The sequence below is a fragment of the Magnetospirillum fulvum MGU-K5 genome (assembly GCF_000442515.1).
In the GTDB taxonomy this organism is placed as follows: Bacteria; Pseudomonadota; Alphaproteobacteria; order Rhodospirillales; family Magnetospirillaceae; genus Phaeospirillum; species Phaeospirillum fulvum_B.
The window spans coordinates 50235-68227 of record NZ_AQPH01000008.1 but is presented as its reverse complement, the minus strand read 5'-3'; the positions used below and the strand labels follow the sequence as shown (position 1 = coordinate 68227).

Here is a 17993-nt window from a genome sequence, read left to right as displayed (position 1 = left end):
TGATGACCGACTCCGCCGCTTTGTCCGCGATCCTCGATGACAGTCGCCGCAGCCTGCGCCATGCCATGGTGTCGACGCTGGCCGGGTTGGCGGTGATCCTGGCCGCCTGTGCCTATGCCGGATTGTTCGATCCCGCCCGCTATCGCGGCGCGCTTTCGACCATTCTGACCCTGGCCGGGGATGCGACCCCGCCCGATTTCTCGCGCTGGAGCAAATGGGGCAAACCGCTGGCCGAGACCCTGGCGATGAGCATTGCCGGAACCGTTCTGGGCGGTCTGGTCGCGCTGCCGCTGGGGGCGGTCGCGGCGCGCAATGTCGCGCCCAATTGGGCGGGCGAGCCGGTGCGGCTGCTACTGAACGGGATGCGCTCGATCCCCGGTTTGATCTGGGGGGTGGTGTTCGTCGCCGCCGTCGGCTTCGGGCCGCTGCCCGGCATCTTTGCCCTGGCCTGCCATTCGACCGGGGTGTTGGGAAAGTTCTATTCCGAAATTTTCGAACATGTCGATCGCGCCCCCGGCGATGCGTTGCGCTCGCATGGGGTTTCGCCGTTGGGGGTATTCCGCTTCAGCGTCTGGCCCCAGGTGCTGCCGCGCCTGATGGACGTCACGATCTATCGCTGGGAGCACAATGTCCGCTCCGCCACCACGCTCGGCGTCGTTGGCGCGGGCGGATTGGGGCTGGAGATCGTCACCGCCTTTCACCTGTTCGAATATCAGGAGGCGGCGGCGCTGATTATCGTGCTGCTGGCCCTGGTCACGGCGATCAATGGCTTAAGCGCGCAAATCCGCCGCCGCTTCATCGGCAGGCTCTAGATATGCGGGACGGCCGACAATCACCCGCAACCGCCTGGGACAGGCTCTGCGCGCCAGAGGGGGAAGTCTTATTATCCATAAAATATATAGACTATGTTGACATAACCGGTGTGCCTCTTTAGCCTGTTCCGTGTCAAAGCGCGGACGGGAGCGCCTCACAGCGTGCATCTCCCGATCCGTGCGGCACACAGGGGTGCGGGAGAGCGGGCATGTCCTTTGAAACGCGCAATGTCGATACCCTGGTCCTGCATGGTGGCGGCTTTCGGGCCGATCCCGCCACCGGGGCGACGACGGTTCCGATCTATCAAAGCGTCTCGTTCGATCTCCAAGGGACCGCCCGGGCCGAGCGGCTGGCCAATCTGGCCGAAATCGGCTTCATGTATACGCGGGTCGGCAACCCGACCCAGGAGGCGCTGGAACAGCGTCTCGCCGCGCTGGAGGGCGGGGCCGCCGCCTTGGCGCTGGCGTCGGGACAGGCGGCGACGGCGATTGCCGTCCTGACCCTGGTCCAGGCCGGGGACAATATCGTCAGCGGCACCGACCTGTATGGCGGGACGTGGGCGTTCTTCGCCCACCGGCTGCGCCAGTTCGGGATCGAGACCCGCTTCGTCGATCCCTCCGACCCCGAGAATTTCCGCCGCGCCACCGATGACCGCACCCGGCTTTATTTCGGCGAAACCCTGCCCAATCCCAAGCTGGAGGTTTTCCCGATCCGCGAGGTCGCCGAGATCGGCCGCGATTTCGGTATCCCGCTGATTATCGACAACACCCTGGCCCCGGTGCTGGCCCGCCCGTTCGACCATGGCGCGGCGGTGGTGGTCTATTCGGCGACGAAATATATCGGCGGCCATGGCACCACCATCGGCGGCGCGATCATCGACAGCGGCCGCTTTCCCTGGGCCGAGCACGCAACCCGTCAGCCGCTGCTGACCCGGCCCGACCCGTCCTACGCCAACAAAAGCTGGGTCGAACTGGCCCAGCCGTTTGGTCCGATCGCCTATATCCTGGCCGCCCGCGCCGGTCTGCTGCGCGATCTCGGCCCGGCGATTGCGCCGCACAGCGCCTTTCAGCTTGCCCAGGGGCTGGAGACCCTGCCGCTGCGGATTTTGCGCCACAGCGACAACGCCGCCCGCGTCGCCGCCTTTTTGTCCGGCCATCCCAAGGTGTCCGCGGTGATTTATCCCGGCCTGCAAGAGGGCGAGGCCCGCCGCCGTGCCGACGCCTATCTGAGCGGGGGATATGGCGGTCTGGTCGGGGTCGAGTTGACGGGGGGAATCGAGGCGGGCAAGCGCTTCATCGATTCGCTGAAACTGCTCTATCACGTCGCCAATATCGGCGATGCCCGCAGCCTCGCGATCCATCCCGCCAGCACCACCCACGGCCAGTTGACCCCAGAGGAACAGCACGCCTCGGGCGTGACGCCGGGCTATGTCCGGCTGTCGATCGGGATCGAGGCCGTTGACGACATCATCGCCGATCTGTCCCAGGCGCTGGATCGGGTCTGATCGCGCGCCCCCCGCCAGAAAGAGACGTCATGACGCTCAATCTCAAGCATCCGGAAGCCGAAACGCGCGAACAAAGGCTGGGCACGATTACCCAATGGGAAGGGTGCGCCAGCGATCTGGCCCGCGATTCCGCCTTTACCTCGGGCTGTGGCAAGGCCGGGCGCGGCGCGGGCGGCAAGCGTCTGTGCGAGCAGGACAGCCCGCTCAGTCAGGCGTCGATGTGCGCCGAATGCATTGCCGTCACCAACGCGACGATCATCCAGGATTCGGTGGTGATCCAGCATTCCCCGATCGGCTGCGCCGCCAGCCAGTCGTTTACCTGCCGCTATTACCGCGATCTGGCGGCGCGGCGGGGGTGGGAGGTGAAGAATCCGCAATCGATCTGCACCAATCTGACCGAGCGCGACATGGTGTTCGGCGGAGTTGGCAAGCTGGAGCAGGCGATCCGCACGGCGTGGGCGCGTCACCGCCCCAAGGTGATCTTTGTCGCCAGTTCCTGTTCGACCGGGATCATCGGCGACGACATTGACAGCACCGCCCAGGCCTTGGAGGCGGAGTTGGGCGTCACCATCGTCACGCTGCATTGCGAGGGGTTCAAATCGAAGCATTGGAGCAGCGGCTGGGACGTGATCGAACACGGCATCCTGCGCCGTCTGGTGCGCAAGGATCCGCCCGCCCGACAGGCGGACCTGATCAACGTGATCCATCTGGGCGGTCCTGACGTATTTTCGCCGCTGCTGGAACCGCTGGGGCTTCGGGTCAATCTGGTGATGGGGGGCAGTCCGCTCGACCGGCTGGCCCGGATGTCCGAGGCGACGGCCACGGCGACGATGTGCTTTGTGTTGTCCTATCTCGCCACCGGGCTGGAGCAGGAATACGGCGTGCCGGAGGTCAAGGCCCCGTTGCCCTATGGCCAGGACGCCACCGACGAATGGCTGCGCGATATCGCCCGGATGACCGGGCGCGAGGATCGGGTCGAGGCGCTGATCGCCCGCGAACGGGCCCGCGTCGCCCCGGAACTGGCGCGGCTGCGGCGGGCGCTGGCGGGCAAACGCGGCTTTGTCGCCGCCGGGGCCGCGTTCGCCCACGGTCTGCTGGCCGATCTGCGCGAATTGGGGGTTACGGTCGATGCCGCTTATTCCTTCCATCACGATCCCAGCACCGACAGCGGCGATCCTCGCCAGGATTCGTTGTCGCATCTGGTCGAAACCTGGGGTGACGTCGCCCATTTCACCGTCAGCCCCGATCAGCATTTCCAGGCCCATGCCGCCTTGCAGCGGGCCAAGCCCGATTTCGTGATCTGCCGCCATACCGGATCGATTGCCGCCCTGGCCGGTCGTCTCGGCATTCCGGTTCTGCCGATTTTCTATTCGAATGACGGGCTGGGCTATGACGGCCTGATCACGATTGGCCGGGCCATCCTGCGCATCTTGCCACGGCGGCGCTTTTATCAGGATGTCGCCGCCCATTCCTCCTTCCCCTATCAGCGTTGGTGGAAGGACGAGACCAACCCCTACGCCCTGTCGATTCCCGCCGTCTAACGCCCAAGGACCGCCCCCGCGATGACCTCCCTTTCCCCCAATCCGGCCCCGGCCTCGTGCGGCGGTTCCTGCCCGCTTGAACAGGTCCGCTATGCCTGCACCCTGGGCGCGATCACCAGCGTCATCGCGATTCCGGGAGCCCAGCCGATCACCCATTGCGGCCCCGGCTGTGCCTCGAAGCAGTTCCACGCTTTGTCGGGAATCAGCGGCTATCAGGGCGGCGAGTTCCAGGTGCCCAGCACCAACATGGGCAATCGCGAGGTGATTTTCGGCGGGGCCGACCGGCTGGACACGGTGATTGGCGCGACCCTGAAGGTGATGGAGGCCGATCTGTTCGTCGTGCTGTCGGGCTGCGTCCCCGCCTTGATCGGCGACGATGTCGCCAGCGTCGTGTCGGGCTATCGCAAGCGCGGCGTGCCGATCGTGTTCGCCGAAACCAACGGCTATCAGGGCAACAATTTCACCGGCCACGAGATCGTTGCCCGCGCGATCATCGACCAGTACGCCGACGATTACGCCGGTCCGGTTCAGCCCGGTCTGGTCAATGTCTGGTCGCTGCTGCCCTATCAGAATCCGTTCTGGCGGGGTGATCTGGAAGAGATTCAGCGTCTGCTCGACGGGATCGGTCTGGAGGTCAACATTCTGTTCGGCCATTCCAGCCGAGGGGCCGAGGAGTGGCGGCAGGTTCCCCGCGCCCAGTTCAATCTTGTTCTGTCGCCCTGGCTGGGGCTGGAGACCGCCCGCCACCTGGAACAGAAATACGGCCAGCCGTTCCTGCACATCCCCACTGTGCCGATCGGGGCCAGGGAAACCGGGCGGTTCCTGCGTGCCGTCGCTGATTTCGCCGGGCTGGATCGCGATCGGGTCGAACGCTTTATCGCGGCGGAGGAACGGCGCTATTACCTCTATCTGCGCGATTTCTCGGCGTTCTATGCCGGGTGCACCAGCCAGTACCAATTGCCCTCGGCGCTGGTCGTCGTCAGCGACAGCGCCTACAATCTCGCGGTCAGTGCCTTCATGATCGACCAGCTTGGTCTGGTTCCGGCCTGCCACATCATCACCGAGAACCCGCCCGAGGCCGAACGCGCCGGGATCGTTGCCGCTTTTCGCGCCCTGTCCGACGATTCCGAGGTTCCGGTCTATTTCGCCGAGGACGGATACGAGATTGATCGGATCGTCCGCGCCACCGACCTGACCGGCCATTTGCCGATCGTGTTCGGCACGACGTGGGAAGACGAACTGGCCAAGGCGCTGGACGCGCCGCTGATTGAAATCGGCTATCCCTGCACCGACGAAGTGGTGCTGTCGCGCAGCTATATCGGCTATCGCGGGGCGCTGCACCTGATCGAGCGGATCTACACCACGGTGGTCCGCGCCGAGACGATGGGGTAGGGGGCGCGCGGCTGACGCCGCGTTTAGTGAGAAGACAGCGCCGAGAGGATCAGCATCAATCCGCCGGTGAGGTGGATGCCGAGGGTGAGGCGGATCGCGCTCAGTTGCGAGGGGCGATCCCGCATCATCATCGGGGCCGCCGCCAGCGCGACCAGCATCGTCACCACCGGGGGCAGGGTGGCCCAGGCGGGGAGATCGGCCAGCCAGCCGAGACCCAGTTGCAGCGCCGACGCGGTGGCCTGGACCGCCAGATAAAGCGAGGGGGCTCGCTTGATGCCGAGCCGGACCACCAGGGTCCGCTTGCCCGCAGCGGCATCGGGGCGGATGTCGGGGATTTCGGTGCAGATCAGCATCGCCGCCGTCCAACAGCCGACGATCACCGCCGCCACCATCGCTTCAAGGCTGAACTGGCCGCTTTGCAGCCATCCGGCAAACGGCACGGGCAGACCGAAGGCGATCGCGACGGTTCCCTCGCCCAATCCGCGTGACGCCAGGGTCATCGGCGGCAAGGAATAGGCCAGGGCCAGCATGAAACAGACCAGGGCGAACATCAGCGCGACCGGCCCCTTGGCCATCGTCAGGATGCCGCCCAGTCCGCCGCCCAGCACCATCAGGACAGCGCCCCACACCGCCATGGCACGGACCGACAGACGCCCGGTCTGGATCAGGCGCGAGCCGCCGGTAAAAGGCTGGATATGGACGTGATTGAGCCGGTCCGAACCGTTGAGTTCGTCGCCGACATCGTTGACGACATTTCCCCCGGCATGGAGGCAGACGGCGCAGGATAATGCCAGCAGGAACAGAGTCGGGTGGAATGATCCCCCGTCATGAAGTCCCCACGCGGTCCCCACCGCAACCGGAACGGCCGAGGCGTGAAACGAAAGGGGGCGGGTCGCTTGAAACAGGGTACGTGCGAGATCCGACATCGACTCTTACAGTGACACCAGCAAACCGAAAACGGGAAGAGCAGAGGCGGAACTCATGACTGAAGGTGTGACTGCGCCGTACCTTAGGTATGGGGGTGGTATCCTTTGATACGTCGTGATAGGAGATTCACAGGCGCGATGAAGCCAGGATATCATCATGCTGCACTCATCGGACGCATCCGCGCCCGGTGACCGGTTACGATACGGGATGACAAACCCGGCGATCCGGACGATCCGCGAATGGGCTGCCGGGAGGATCCCACCCATGCAGGCGCTGGTGGCGAAGGTGATGGACGAGCGGCTGGTCGATCTGCTGGCCCTGTGGCGGGCGGCGGGATCGTTTGACGAGCCCCATGTCTATTTTGCCCAACATGCCGACCATTTGCTGGTGATCGATATCGATTCCGACGGCAACCGCTATACCCATTACGGCCGCGCCTTCGTGCGTCATTTCGGGGCCGATCTGGCCGGATGCGTGATCGACCGCCTGCCCGCCGACATCCTGCCCGCCGACCGGCGCGGCATGCTCGATTTCGATTATGCCTATGCCCGCCGGGTCAAGCGGCCGCTGTGGCGCTCCTATACCGCGTTGTTCGACAATGGCGCGCATGAAGAGACGTGGCAGCGGCTGGTCCTGCCTGCCGGGGGGGACCGGCTGGTGGTCGGGGCTTATCCGGTCGTGGTCCGCCATCATGACGATCCCGGCGCGGAATTGCTGCGGATGGTGCTCGACCGCGTGCCGGTGGTGCTGAATGACGAGGATTGCATCGACGATCTGGCGCTGTCGCTTCGCGCCTTCTGCGATCACCAGATTCATCTGGCCGAGTTGGAATGGCGGGCCACCCGCGATTCGCTGACCGGCATCGCCAACCGCGCCCATTTCCACCATCTGGCCGGAATGGAGCTCGATCATGCCCGGCGGATGGGGCGTCCCTTTTCCGTCCTGGCGCTCGATCTCGATCATTTCAAGCGGATCAACGACCGCTGGGGCCATGCCGCCGGGGATTCGGCGTTGCGGGCCTTTGTCGCCGCCTGCCGTCGGGCGCTGCGCGAGGGCGACATTCTGGGCCGGATCGGCGGCGAGGAATTCGCGATCGCCTTGCCCGGCACCGCGGGCGAGTCGGCCCGGCTGATCGCCGAACGGCTGCGCCAGCAGGTCGAACAGGTGATCTTGTCGATCGACGGGGGCGAGACCGGGACGATGACGGTCAGTATCGGTGTTGCCTCCTGGGCCGATCATGCCGATGCCTCGGTGACGCCGGATGATATCGCCGTGATTCTGAACCGGGCCGATTGCGCGCTGTATCGCGCCAAGGATGGCGGTCGCAACCGGGTCGAGACCGCGCCGGAAGGGTAGCGCCGGGAAACAAGATGGAGCCAAGCGTGCGGGACGGATTGTGGGTGTTTGCCTATGGGTCGCTGATGTGGCGGCCGGATTTTCCTCATGTCGAGGTGGTGGTGGCCCGGCTGTGGGGGTTTCACCGCGCCTTGTGCATCCTCTCCAATCATTATCGCGGCACGCCGGAGCGGCCGGGGCTGGTGCTGGGGCTTGATCGCGGCGGGTCGTGCCTGGGCCGCGCCTTCTGGGTCGCGCCCGACGATGTCGAAGAGGCGCGCCAGCGCCTGATCGCCCGCGAGATGATCGGGGGCGTCTACCGGCCGTGTTATCTGCCGGTCCGGCTCGATGATGGGCGGACGGTGTCGGCCTGGGCCTTTGTCGCCGCCCGCGAGCACGATCAATATTACCGGGCGAGCGATCCCGCCGCCCTGGTCTCGTTGGTGTGCCAAGGCACCGGCTGCGCCGGAACCAGCCGCGATTACCTGGCCGAGACGGTGGCGCATCTGACCGATCTCGGCATCGCCGACAGCGCGCTGCACCGCCTGCTGTCGCAGGTCGATGCGGCGCGCCGGAGCGGGGCGGCTTAGTCCAGTTGGTACATCAGCGCCTTGAGATAGGCGCTTTCCGGCAGCCAGGGATGAACCGGATGGTCGGACGAGGCCCCGGCGGAACGGATGATCCGGCCGGTGCGCCCGGCCTGTTGCAGCCCGCGTGCGGTTTCCAGGGCAAAGGCCTCGACCGGCATGTGATGCGAGCACGAGGCGCAGAACAGGAAACCGCCGGGTTCGACCAGGGCGGCGGCAAGCCGGGTCATCTTGCGATAGCCCTTGGCCCCGGCGCCCAGATCCTTGCGCGATTTGACAAAGGCGGGGGGATCGACCACCACCACCCCGAATTTTTCCCCGGCGGCGGCGAGGCGTTCCATCTCGGCGAAGGATTCGGCGCGGACGGTCTGGACCGCGACATTGTTCAGTTCGGCGGCGCGGGCGGCCAGCGCCAGCGAGGTTTCCGAACGGTCAACCGCGATCACTTCGCGGGCCCCGGCGACTGCCGCCTGAACGGCAAAGCCGCCAGCATAGGTATAGACGTCCAGCACGCGGCGACCCGGCGCGACGCGGGCGACGGCGGCGCGGTTGTCGCGCTGATCGTAGAACCAGCCGGTCTTCTGGCCTTCCTGAAGGTCGGCGACGAAGCGGCAGCCGTTTTCTTCCAGCTCGACCGGACCCTCGATCGCCCCGGCGACGACACGATGTTCGGGCTGCAAGCCCTCGTGGCTGCGGGCGGGGCTGTCATTGACCAGCACCACGGCGCGCGGCGACAGCAGATCATCGAACACCGCCAGCAGGTCGGGGAGCAGGCGCTCCATCCCGGCGGTGTTGGTCTGCACCGCCAGCACGTCGCCGAAGCGGTCAACCACCAGACCGGGCAGGCCATCGGCCTCGGAATGGATCAGCCGATAGAACGGGCGGGGGAACAAAGCCTGACGCAGGGTCAGGGCGGCGGACAGCCGGGCGGCAAGAAAGGCGCGGTCGATCTTCTGCGACGGATCGCGCGACAGCAGCCGCACCGAAATCAGCGAATGGGGATTGAAGGTGGCAACGCCCAGCCGTTCGCCCCCGGCATCGACCAGCGAGACCAGACCGCCCGGCGGCAACAGCCGGGTTTCCGGGGTCATGTCGATTTCGTTGGAGAAGACCCACGGATGACCGGCACGCAGCCGTTTCGAGTGGCCTTTGGCCAGGGTCAGGGTGGGAAGGGCGGCGGGGGCGGTTTCGGGGGGGTTGTCTGTATGCGTCATGCAGGGCACTGTAAGGCCCCCGACCGCCGCCGCCAAGAGGGCTGATCTGCGGAAGGATGATGCCACACCCCTTTTTGATGTATATCTTGAGGCGAAGGGGCTTACCTTTCTCCGCGTCGGTCTGCCGGAAATCAGGAGTTCCGCATGGGACATACCCACGAGTCTTCCCCTTATTGCGAAGCGGTGATCCGCAAATTCACGCTGGCGGCGGTGTTGTGGGGCATTCTGGGCTTCCTGGTCGGCGATTTTATCGCATGGCAGCTGGCCTTTCCCGTCCTCAACCTCGACCTCGAATGGACGACGTTCGGCCGGTTGCGGCCGGTCCATACCACGACGGTGATCTTTGCCTTCGGCGGCAACGTGCTGATGGCGACGTCGTTGTATGTGGTCCAGCGCACCTGTCGCGCCACCTTGTTCGGCGGTGAACGGCTGGGGTCGATCCTGTTCTGGGGCTATAATCTGTTCCTGGCCCTGACGTTGCTATCCTATGTGCTGGGCTATACCCAGGCGCAGGAATATGCCGAGCCGGAATGGCTGCTTGATCTGCTGTTGCTGGTGGTGTGGGTGATTTATCTGGCGGTGTTCGCCGGAACGCTGCTGAAACGGCGCGAACCCCATATCTATGTCGCCAACTGGTTCTTTCTGGCGATGATCCTGACCGTGGCGCTGCTCCATGTCGGCAATAACCTCGCGGTGCCGGTCAGTCTGACCAAAAGCTATCCGCTGTTCGGCGGGGTCCAGAATGCGATGACCCAGTGGTGGTACGGCCATAATGCGGTCGGCTTCTTCCTCACCGCCGGGTTCCTGGGGATCATGTATTATTTTGTCCCCAAGCGGGCCGAGCGTCCGGTCTATTCATACCGGTTGTCGATCGTTCACTTTTGGGCGCTGATTTTCCTGTATATCTGGGCCGGTCCGCACCATCTCCATTACACCGCCTTACCCGATTGGGCGCAGACGCTGGGGATGACCTTCTCGGTGATGCTGTGGATGCCGTCGTGGGGCGGAATGTTGAACGGGTTGATGACGCTGTCGGGGGCGTGGGACAAGCTGCGCACCGATCCGGTGATCCGCTTCATGGTCACCTCGGTCGCGTTCTATGGCATCGCGACGTTCGAAGGGCCGTTGATGGCGATCCGCTCGGTCAATGCGTTGTCGCACTACACCGATTGGGGCATCGGCCACGTTCATTCCGGGGCGTTGGGCTGGGTCGCCTTCATTTCGTTCGGCGCGATCTACTTCCTGGTGCCCAAGCTGTGGGGCAAGTCCGAGATGTACTCGCTACGTCTGGTCGGAGTGCATTTCTGGATCGCGACGATTGGTATCGTTCTCTACATCACCGCGATGTGGATTTCCGGGATCATGCAGGGGCTGATGTGGCGGGCCTATGACAGCTATGGCTTCCTCGAATATTCCTTCGTCGAGACGGTCAAGGCGATGCACCCCTATTACGTCATTCGCGCCATCGGTGGCGTGCTGTTCCTGACCGGGGGGCTGGTGATGGCCTATAACGTGGCGCGGACGATCCTTGGCAAAGACGCGGCGACGGCACCCGCGCTTCAGCCCAGCCCGGCCCGCTAGAGGAGGACCCGGACGATGTCGCTGTTCAAACATCACGCCCGGATCGAAACCAACGCCCTGCTGCTGACGATCGGCATCGTGGTCACGGTGTCGGTCGGCGGACTGGTCGAGGTGGCACCTCTGTTCTCGATCGAATCGACGATCGAGCGGGTCGAGGGGGTCCGCCCCTATAGTCCGCTGGAGCAGGCCGGGCGCGACATCTATCTGCGCGAGGGCTGCTACAATTGCCACAGCCAGATGATCCGCCCGTTCAAGGACGAGGCCGAGCGGTACGGCCATTACAGTCTGGCCGCCGAATCGAAATACGATCACCCGTTCCAGTGGGGATCAAAGCGGACCGGGCCCGATCTGGCTCGCGTCGGCGGCAAATATGCCAGCGACTGGCATGTCCGCCATCTGATCGATCCGCGCTCGGTGGTGCCGGGGTCGGTGATGCCGGGTTATCCTCATCTGATGCGGCCGCTCGATTACAGCGACATCAGCACCCGGCTCAAGGTGTTGCGGATGGTCGGCGTCCCCTATAGCGATGCCCAGATCGAGGGGGCCGCCCACGATCTGGAAGAGCAGGCGCTGGCCGATCCCAATAGTGCGCCGCCCCCGGTGGTGGCCCTTTATCCCAAGGTCCGGCTGGGTCGCGCCGTCGAAAGTCCGGAAAACGGCCCGGTCACCGAGATGGATGCGCTGGTGGCCTATCTTCAGGTGCTGGGAACGATGGTCGATTTCACCCGGGTCGATCCCGCTTTGATCCGTCGCTGACCGGAGGGACATGCCGATGCCGTCCGCCTTTATCGACGAGGTCTTGCGCCCCTTCTGGGGGGTGTGGCTGATGGGGATTTTCCTTGCGATCGTTGCCGTCGTCTATTGGCCGGGCAATCGCGGACGGATGGAAGAACATGGCAGCATTCCGCTGCGCGACGATGACGACGAGAGGCAGGAGGGCGCGCCATGGCACCGGTAGAAAAAGACCCTGTCACCGGCCGCTATACCACCGGTCATGAATGGGACGGCATCCGTGAGCTGAATACGCCGCTGCCGCGCTGGTGGATTCTGGTCTTCTGGGTCTGTGTGATCTGGTCGATCGGCTATTGGATTTTGATGCCGACCTGGCCGTTATTGAACGGCTATACCCCGGGAATCCTCGGCTATTCGTCGCGCGCCGATCTCGAGACCGAACTGGCGGCGCAGAAAGCGTCGCGCGCCGTCTGGCTGAACCGGATCGAATCGTTGCCCGCCGCTTCGGTCGAGGCCGATCCTGAATTGTTGACCTATGCCCGCGCCGGGGGCCGGATCGCCTTTGAAGAGAATTGCGCGCCCTGCCATGGCATCGGCGGGGTCGGAGCCTTTGGCTATCCCACCCTGGCTGACGATGAATGGCTGTGGGGCGGCACGATCGACGAGATCGAGCAGACGATCAAATTCGGCGTGCGCAATTCGAACCCGAATTCTCATCAGAGCGAGATGCCGAAATTCGGGGCCGACGGCATTTTGACCCCCGAGCAGATCGAGCAGGTGGCTGATTACGTGCTGACCGTCGCCGACCGTTCCCCGGTGGCGACCTTGCCCGGTGCTGCGATCTTTGCCGAGAATTGCGCCGTCTGCCATGGCGAGAGCGGCGAAGGCAACAAGGAGATCGGTGCGCCCGCTCTTAACAATCAGATATGGTTGTATGCCAGCAAGCTTGGCAACCAGACCCCCGAGGTGCGTAACGCGGAAATCCGCGCCACGGTGATCAGTCAGGTGACGCGGCCCCGTCATGGAGCGATGCCGGCCTGGTCGGAACGGTTGGGGCCGGGAACGATCCGGATGCTGGCGGTCTATGTCCACACGCTGGGAGGCGGGCGGTGACTGATCCCGAGGGCAATTCTCTTTATGCCCGATCCGAGACGGTCCAACCCCGTTCCGTCCGGGGCCGGTTCCGGTCCTGGAAGTTTCTGGCGATGGTGGTGCTGCTGCCCTGGTGGTATCTGGCACCGTTCATGCGCTGGTATCGTGGCCCCGGCGCCCCGGATCAGGCGATCCTGATCGATATGGGGGGACGGCGGGCCTATTTCTTCGGGCTCGAAATCTGGCCGCAGGAAATCTATTACCTGACCGGCATCCTTGTCGTTGCCGCGATCGCGCTGTTTCTGGTCAGCGCCCTGTATGGCCGAGTGTGGTGCGGATTCCTGTGTTGGCAGACCGTCTACACCGATCTGTTCGTCCAGATCGAGCGGATGGTGATCGGCGACCGCACCCGCCGTCTCGCGCTTGACCGCGCCCCCTGGACTCTGGACAAGCTGGCGCGCAAGGGGGCGGTCCACCTGATGTGGATCCTGATCGCCGGGTCGTGCGGCATCGCCTTCACGCTGTATTTCGGCGATGCGCCTTCGATGCTGCCCGCGATCCTGACCGGGCAGGAAAGCGTTGCCGTCTATGGCGCGATCGCCGTCGTCGGCGGCTTTTGCTATCTGCTGGCCGGGTTCGCCCGCGAGCAGGTTTGCCTCTATATGTGCCCCTATTCGCGCTTTCAGGCGGCGATGTTTGACGAGCATTCGCTGATCGTCGGCTATGAAACCTGGCGGGGCGAGCCGCGTGGCCGCTGGCGCAAGGGAGTGCCGTTCGAAGGGAGGGGCCATTGCATTGATTGCGGTGTCTGTGTCGCGGTCTGTCCGACCGGAATCGACATCCGCAAAGGCTCGCAGCTTGGCTGTATCGGCTGTGGCCTGTGCATCGATGGCTGCGACGCGATGATGGACCGGGTCGGGCTGCCGCGCGGCCTGATTACCTGGGACTCGATCGCCAGTCAGGCCGCCCGGGCGCAGGGCGAGACTCCCCGCCACCGGCTGGTTCGCCCGCGTACCCTGGTCTATGGATTGGTTCTGGCGGTGGCGCTGGGGGTGATCGGGTGGTCGCTGCTCGGGCGGACCACCACCGAAATGACCGTGCTGCACGAGCGGGCGCTGCTCTATGTCCGTCTGTCCGACGGGTCGATCCGCAACGGCTATGTCGTCAAAATTCAGAACAAGATCCGGTCGGAACGCCTGTTCAACCTGACGATCGAAGGGTTGGAGGGCGTGCGGATGTCGGTGATCGGCGGCGGCCCGCCGTTGAGAGTCGCGCCGGATTCGGTCGGCAGCTTCACCGTTTTCGTTACCGCCGCCGCCGGGATCGCCACGGGGCGGCGGGTGCCGTTGACCTTTGTCCTGCGCGATGTCGCCGATGGCAGCGAAGCCCGGGCCGAATCCCTGTTCGTCGGGCCGGACCGATGACGACCGTTCGTCGTCCCGGCTGGTGGTATCCCTATATTTTCGTCGCCGTCTTCGGTGTGGTGGTGGCGGTCAATGCGGTGATGGTCTGGTTTGCCGGGACCACCTTTTCCGGGCTGTCGGTCGAACAGGCCTATGACAAAGGGGTCGCCTATAATCGGGTGTTGGCGGCGGCTAGGCATCAGGAGGCGTTGGGCTGGGTGGTCGAGACGATGACCCGGCCGACTCCCGACAGTGCCGCGACCGTGATTACCCAGACCTATCGCGACCGCGACGGTCGTCCCATCGACGGATTGCGGGTCCGGGTTCATTTGACCCGTCCCGCGACCCGGGGCTATGACCGCGACATTGTGCTCGCATCCTCGGCTCCGGGCGATCACGTCGCCATCGTTGCCTTGCCGCTGCCCGGTCTGTGGGACCTGGAAGCGGTGGCCGAGGGCGCGGCGACCAGCTACCAGAGCTACCAGCGCTTCGTCGTGCCGTGACCGGACCCGCCGCTCTCTGCCGCCATTGCGGGACGCCGCTGGAGGGAGGGAGCGGGGCAGAGGAGGGGTTTTGCTGCGCCGGGTGCGCCGCCGCCCACCACCTGATCTCGGCCCAGGGGCTGGACCTTTATTACCGCCGCCGCTCTCTCGATCCGGCCGCTCCGCCGCCGCGCCCCGAGGCGGAAGACACCTGCGCCATTCTGTCCGACCATGTCGTCCCGCTGCCGGGGGGCGAGGCCAGCCTGTCCCTGATGGTCGAAGGCGTGCAGTGCGGAGCCTGCGTCTGGCTGATCGAATCCCTGCTGACCCGCCAGCCTGGGGTGACCTGGGCCAGGGTCAACCTCACCACCCGGCGGCTGGCGTTGCGCTTTCGTCCCGAAGGCGCCGATCCCGACACGATTTTGGCCCCGGTGCGGGCGGTGGGCTACCGGCTGGTGCCGTTCGATCCCGAGCGGCTGGAGTCCGAGGATCACCGCCGCGAACGGGCCTTGCTGCGGGCGATGGCGGTGACCGGCTTTGCCGCCGGTAACGTGATGTTGCTGTCGGTGTCGGTGTGGGCCGGTCATGCCCAGGGGATGGGACCGGCGACACGCGGGCTGTTGCATTGGGTTTCGGCGCTGGTCGCGCTGCCCGCAGTGGTGTACGGCCTGCGCCCGTTTGCCGCCTCGGCGCTGGCGGCGCTCCGGGCGGGGCGGACCAACATGGACGTGCCGATTACGATCGGTGTCGTGCTGACCTCGGCAATGAGCCTGTGGGAGACGATCCATAACGGCCCTCATGCTTATTTCGATTCGGCGGTCAGCCTGCTGTTTTTCCTGCTGATCGGGCGTTATCTCGAGGCGCGGGCACGGGGTCGGGCGCGCAATGCGGTCGAACATCTGCTGGCGCTCGATGCCCGCGCCGTGCTGGTGATCGATCCCGACGGCAGCCGCCGGATGGTGCCGCCGCGCCGGGTCGCGGTGGGGCAAACCGTTCTGGTCGCGGCGGGCGAACGGGTGGGGATCGACGGACTGGTCACCGAGGGCTGCTCCGACGTCGAATCCGGGCTGCTGACCGGGGAAAGCGTGCCGGTCGCCGCCGGGCCGGGCAGTCCACTCTATGCCGGGACGATCAATTTGACCGCGCCCTTGCGGCTGCGGGTGAGTGCGGTCGGCGAGGAGACCTTGCTGGCCGGAATCGTCCGGATGATGGAGCTCGCCGAGCAGGGCCGCGCCCGCTATGTCGCCCTGGCCGAGCGGGTGGCGCGCTGGTACGCCCCGGTGGTGCATCTGACCGCGCTCTCGACCTTTGTCGGGTGGAGTCTGCTGGCCGGGATGGCGTGGCAACCGGCGTTGCTGATCGCGGTGTCGGTGCTGATCGTCACCTGCCCCTGCGCCCTGGCCCTGGCGGTGCCGGTGGTCCAGGTCGTCGCCAGCGGGCGGTTGATGCGCCGGGGCGTTCTGGTCAAATCGGCAACGGCGCTGGAACGGCTGGCCGAAATCGATCATGTCGTGTTCGACAAGACCGGGACTCTGACCGCCGGGCGGCCGCTGCTCTGCCAGGATGGCGGCTGGAATGCAGACGATCTGGCGGACGCGGCGGCGCTGGCGGTCCGCTCGACCCACCCGCTGGCGCGTGCCCTGGCGGCGGCGGCACCCCAGGTGCGTCCGGCCGAGGCGGTCGTCGAGCATCCCGGCCTGGGCTTGAGCAGCCCGGACGGGGTGCGGCTGGGCTCGCGGGCCTTTGTCGGCGTCGCCGACAGCGACGAAGGCGCTGGCCCGGATTTGTGGCTGGCCCGGCCGGGGCGGTCGCCGGTCTGCTTTTCCTTTGCCGATTCCCCCCGATCCGATGCGGCGGATACCATCGCGGCCCTTGGCCGTCTCGGCCTGTCGGTTGAATTGCTGTCGGGCGACCGCCCCGCGATAGCCGCCGGGCTGGCCCGCGTGGTGGGAATAACCGATTGGCGCGGCGGCAGTGGTCCGGCGGCGAAGGTGGAGCGGCTGACCGCGCTGGCGGCGGCCGGGCGGCGGGTGCTGATGGTCGGTGACGGGCTCAACGACGCTCCGGCGCTGGCCGCCGCCCATGTCTCGATTTCCCCCGCCAACGGCGCGGATATCAGCCGGGCCGCCGCCGATCTGGTGTTTCAGGGGGCACGGCTGGCCCCACTGGTCGAGGCGATCGGGGTGGCGCGGATGGCCCGGTCGTTGACCCGGCAGAACTTCGCCTTGGCGCTCGGTTACAATCTGTTGGCGGTACCGCTGGCGATCGGTGGGGTGGTAACCCCTCTGATCGCGGCGATTGCCATGTCCGCCTCGTCGCTGCTAGTAATCGTTAACGCCCTGCGTCTGACCGGCGGGAGGCGCTGACCGATGGAAACCCTGCTGATGCTGATTCCGGTGGCCCTGATCCTGGGCGGGCTTGGATTGGCCGGGTTTCTGTGGTCGTTGCGCTCTGGCCAATTCGACGATATGGACGGTGCAGCCCAGCGCATTTTGTTCGACGACGACGATGATGCGCCGCCGCCGCCTGGGCACCGACAAGAATAAAGGGAGCAACAGGTGAGCCGCGAAATCACGATCCGGCGGGTGACCACCCGCGACATCCGCGCCCGCAAGGGAGCCGAGCCGCTGGTGGTGCTGACCGCTTACACCGCCCCGATCGCCCGTCTGCTCGATCCGGTCTGCGATATCCTGCTGGTGGGCGATTCGCTCGGCATGGTCGTCTATGGGATGGAGACGACCCTGGGGGTGACGCTCGACATGATGATCAATCATGGCCGCGCCGTGGTGACTTCGTCGTCTCATGCCTGCGTCGTCGTCGATCTGCCGTTCGCCAGCTATCAGGAAAGCCGGGAACAGGCGTTCCGCGCCTCGGCCCGGGTGCTGGCCGAGACCGGCTGTGCCGCCGTCAAGCTGGAGGGCGGCCGCGAGATGGCCGACACCATCGCCTTTCTGGTCGAGCGCGGGATTCCGGTGATGGCCCATATCGGGCTGAAGCCCCAGATGGTCCACACTATCGGCGGTTTCCGCGCCCAAGGGCGCAGCGAGGCCGAGGCCGACCTGATCCGCGCCGATGCCCGCGCCGTTGCCGATGCCGGGGCTTTCTCGGTGGTGGTCGAAGGTACGATCGAGCCGGTGGCCCGTGCTTTGTCGGCCGAGATTGCGATTCCCACCATCGGCATCGGTGCCTCGCCCGCCTGTGACGGTCAGGTGCTGGTGATCGACGACGTATTGGGATTGTTCGACGATTTCACTCCGAAATTCGTCAAGCGCTATACCGATGTGCGCCCGGCAATCCGGGCGGCGGTGGAACAATACGCCGCCGATGTCCGGTCCCGCGCCTTTCCCGCGCCGGAGCATTGCTTCGGCCTGCCCCGTAAGGAGGGTTGAT

At 65.6% G+C, this 17993-nt stretch carries 17 protein-coding genes; 15 read left to right on the top strand and 2 right to left on the bottom strand.

Annotated features, from left to right (window positions below):
- Window positions 1-2: 2 nt before the first annotated feature.
- The 4 genes from phnE to K678_RS03850 all read left to right on the top strand — a co-directional run bounded on the left by phnE (window position 3) and on the right by K678_RS03850 (window position 5250).
- Window positions 3-812, top strand: a complete 810-nt coding sequence (gene phnE, locus K678_RS03865; protein WP_021131152.1) for a phosphonate ABC transporter, permease protein PhnE — start codon at window positions 3-5, stop codon at window positions 810-812.
- Between the two features lie 209 nt (window positions 813-1021).
- Entirely contained in the window at window positions 1022-2317 is a 1296-nt protein-coding gene (locus K678_RS03860) for an O-acetylhomoserine aminocarboxypropyltransferase/cysteine synthase family protein (protein WP_021131151.1), read from the top strand.
- Window positions 2318-2346: 29 nt separating this feature from the next.
- Window positions 2347-3858 carry a nitrogenase component 1 gene (locus K678_RS03855; protein WP_021131150.1) on the top strand — a complete coding sequence of 504 codons (1512 nt, stop codon included), beginning with the start codon at window positions 2347-2349 and terminating at the stop codon, window positions 3856-3858.
- A 21-nt stretch (window positions 3859-3879) separates the two neighbouring features.
- Window positions 3880-5250: a nitrogenase component 1 gene (locus K678_RS03850; protein WP_021131149.1), complete on the top strand. Its 1371-nt coding sequence runs from the start codon at window positions 3880-3882 to the stop codon at window positions 5248-5250.
- A gap of 23 nt (window positions 5251-5273) precedes the next feature.
- Here the strand turns inward: K678_RS03850 and K678_RS03845 are convergent, their stop codons facing one another.
- Entirely contained in the window at window positions 5274-6176 is a 903-nt protein-coding gene (locus K678_RS03845) for a prenyltransferase (protein ID WP_021131148.1), read from the bottom strand.
- A gap of 265 nt (window positions 6177-6441) precedes the next feature.
- Here K678_RS03845 and K678_RS03840 point away from each other — a divergent pair, with 265 nt between their 5' ends.
- Both K678_RS03840 and K678_RS03835 read left to right on the top strand, forming a co-directional pair.
- The gene (locus tag K678_RS03840) at window positions 6442-7533 is read left to right on the top strand and encodes a GGDEF domain-containing protein (protein ID WP_021131147.1); all 1092 of its coding nucleotides are present in this window, start codon (window positions 6442-6444) and stop codon (window positions 7531-7533) included.
- A 14-nt stretch (window positions 7534-7547) separates the two neighbouring features.
- Window positions 7548-8102 carry a gamma-glutamylcyclotransferase gene (locus K678_RS03835; RefSeq protein ID WP_021131146.1) on the top strand — a complete coding sequence of 185 codons (555 nt, stop codon included), beginning with the start codon at window positions 7548-7550 and terminating at the stop codon, window positions 8100-8102.
- On the opposite strand, the gene K678_RS03830 is transcribed toward K678_RS03835, so the two are convergent.
- Window positions 8099-9313 (bottom strand): class I SAM-dependent rRNA methyltransferase, encoded by a 1215-nt coding sequence (locus K678_RS03830; protein WP_021131145.1) that lies wholly within the window; start codon window positions 9311-9313, stop codon window positions 8099-8101. The genes K678_RS03835 and K678_RS03830 overlap by 4 nt on opposite strands.
- 144 nt (window positions 9314-9457) lie before the next feature.
- Between K678_RS03830 and ccoN the strand changes: the two genes are divergently transcribed.
- The 9 genes from ccoN to panB are packed head-to-tail and all read left to right on the top strand — an operon-like array spanning window position 9458 to window position 17992.
- Window positions 9458-10894: a cytochrome-c oxidase, cbb3-type subunit I gene (ccoN, locus tag K678_RS03825; RefSeq protein ID WP_021131144.1), complete on the top strand. Its 1437-nt coding sequence runs from the start codon at window positions 9458-9460 to the stop codon at window positions 10892-10894.
- Window positions 10895-10909: 15 nt separating this feature from the next.
- Window positions 10910-11650 (top strand): cytochrome-c oxidase, cbb3-type subunit II, encoded by a 741-nt coding sequence (gene ccoO / locus K678_RS03820; protein WP_021131143.1) that lies wholly within the window; start codon window positions 10910-10912, stop codon window positions 11648-11650.
- Between the two features lie 16 nt (window positions 11651-11666).
- A complete protein-coding gene (locus tag K678_RS03815; protein ID WP_039851998.1) occupies window positions 11667-11852 on the top strand; it encodes a cbb3-type cytochrome oxidase subunit 3 in 186 nt (61 codons plus the stop codon).
- Window positions 11840-12739 carry a cytochrome-c oxidase, cbb3-type subunit III gene (ccoP, locus tag K678_RS03810; protein ID WP_021131141.1) on the top strand — a complete coding sequence of 300 codons (900 nt, stop codon included), beginning with the start codon at window positions 11840-11842 and terminating at the stop codon, window positions 12737-12739. Before K678_RS03815 ends, ccoP begins: the two co-directional genes overlap by 13 nt.
- Entirely contained in the window at window positions 12736-14142 is a 1407-nt protein-coding gene (gene ccoG / locus K678_RS03805) for a cytochrome c oxidase accessory protein CcoG (protein WP_021131140.1), read from the top strand. The genes ccoP and ccoG overlap by 4 nt, the downstream gene beginning before the upstream one ends.
- Entirely contained in the window at window positions 14139-14624 is a 486-nt protein-coding gene (locus K678_RS03800; protein ID WP_021131139.1) for a FixH family protein, read from the top strand. The genes ccoG and K678_RS03800 overlap by 4 nt, the downstream gene beginning before the upstream one ends.
- The gene (locus tag K678_RS03795; protein WP_021131138.1) at window positions 14621-16969 is read left to right on the top strand and encodes a heavy metal translocating P-type ATPase; all 2349 of its coding nucleotides are present in this window, start codon (window positions 14621-14623) and stop codon (window positions 16967-16969) included. Before K678_RS03800 ends, K678_RS03795 begins: the two co-directional genes overlap by 4 nt.
- Before the next feature lie 3 nt (window positions 16970-16972).
- Window positions 16973-17149 carry a cbb3-type cytochrome oxidase assembly protein CcoS gene (ccoS, locus tag K678_RS03790; protein ID WP_021131137.1) on the top strand — a complete coding sequence of 59 codons (177 nt, stop codon included), beginning with the start codon at window positions 16973-16975 and terminating at the stop codon, window positions 17147-17149.
- A 12-nt stretch (window positions 17150-17161) separates the two neighbouring features.
- Window positions 17162-17992, top strand: coding sequence for a 3-methyl-2-oxobutanoate hydroxymethyltransferase (gene panB, locus K678_RS03785; protein WP_021131136.1), 831 nt, complete (start codon window positions 17162-17164; stop codon window positions 17990-17992).
- The last annotated feature ends 1 nt before the right edge of the window (window position 17993 follow it).

Coding starts and splice junctions, on each gene's coding strand:
- phnE (WP_021131152.1), top strand. CDS start 3: ATGACCGACTCCGCCGCTTTGTCCGCGATCCTCGATGACAGTCGCCGC.
- K678_RS03860 (WP_021131151.1), top strand. CDS start 1,022: ATGTCCTTTGAAACGCGCAATGTCGATACCCTGGTCCTGCATGGTGGC.
- K678_RS03855 (WP_021131150.1), top strand. CDS start 2,347: ATGACGCTCAATCTCAAGCATCCGGAAGCCGAAACGCGCGAACAAAGG.
- K678_RS03850 (WP_021131149.1), top strand. CDS start 3,880: ATGACCTCCCTTTCCCCCAATCCGGCCCCGGCCTCGTGCGGCGGTTCC.
- K678_RS03845 (WP_021131148.1), bottom strand. CDS start 6,176: ATGTCGGATCTCGCACGTACCCTGTTTCAAGCGACCCGCCCCCTTTCG.
- K678_RS03840 (WP_021131147.1), top strand. CDS start 6,442: ATGCAGGCGCTGGTGGCGAAGGTGATGGACGAGCGGCTGGTCGATCTG.
- K678_RS03835 (WP_021131146.1), top strand. CDS start 7,548: ATGGAGCCAAGCGTGCGGGACGGATTGTGGGTGTTTGCCTATGGGTCG.
- K678_RS03830 (WP_021131145.1), bottom strand. CDS start 9,313: ATGACGCATACAGACAACCCCCCCGAAACCGCCCCCGCCGCCCTTCCC.
- ccoN (WP_021131144.1), top strand. CDS start 9,458: ATGGGACATACCCACGAGTCTTCCCCTTATTGCGAAGCGGTGATCCGC.
- ccoO (WP_021131143.1), top strand. CDS start 10,910: ATGTCGCTGTTCAAACATCACGCCCGGATCGAAACCAACGCCCTGCTG.
- K678_RS03815 (WP_039851998.1), top strand. CDS start 11,667: ATGCCGTCCGCCTTTATCGACGAGGTCTTGCGCCCCTTCTGGGGGGTG.
- ccoP (WP_021131141.1), top strand. CDS start 11,840: ATGGCACCGGTAGAAAAAGACCCTGTCACCGGCCGCTATACCACCGGT.
- K678_RS03800 (WP_021131139.1), top strand. CDS start 14,139: ATGACGACCGTTCGTCGTCCCGGCTGGTGGTATCCCTATATTTTCGTC.
- ccoS (WP_021131137.1), top strand. CDS start 16,973: ATGGAAACCCTGCTGATGCTGATTCCGGTGGCCCTGATCCTGGGCGGG.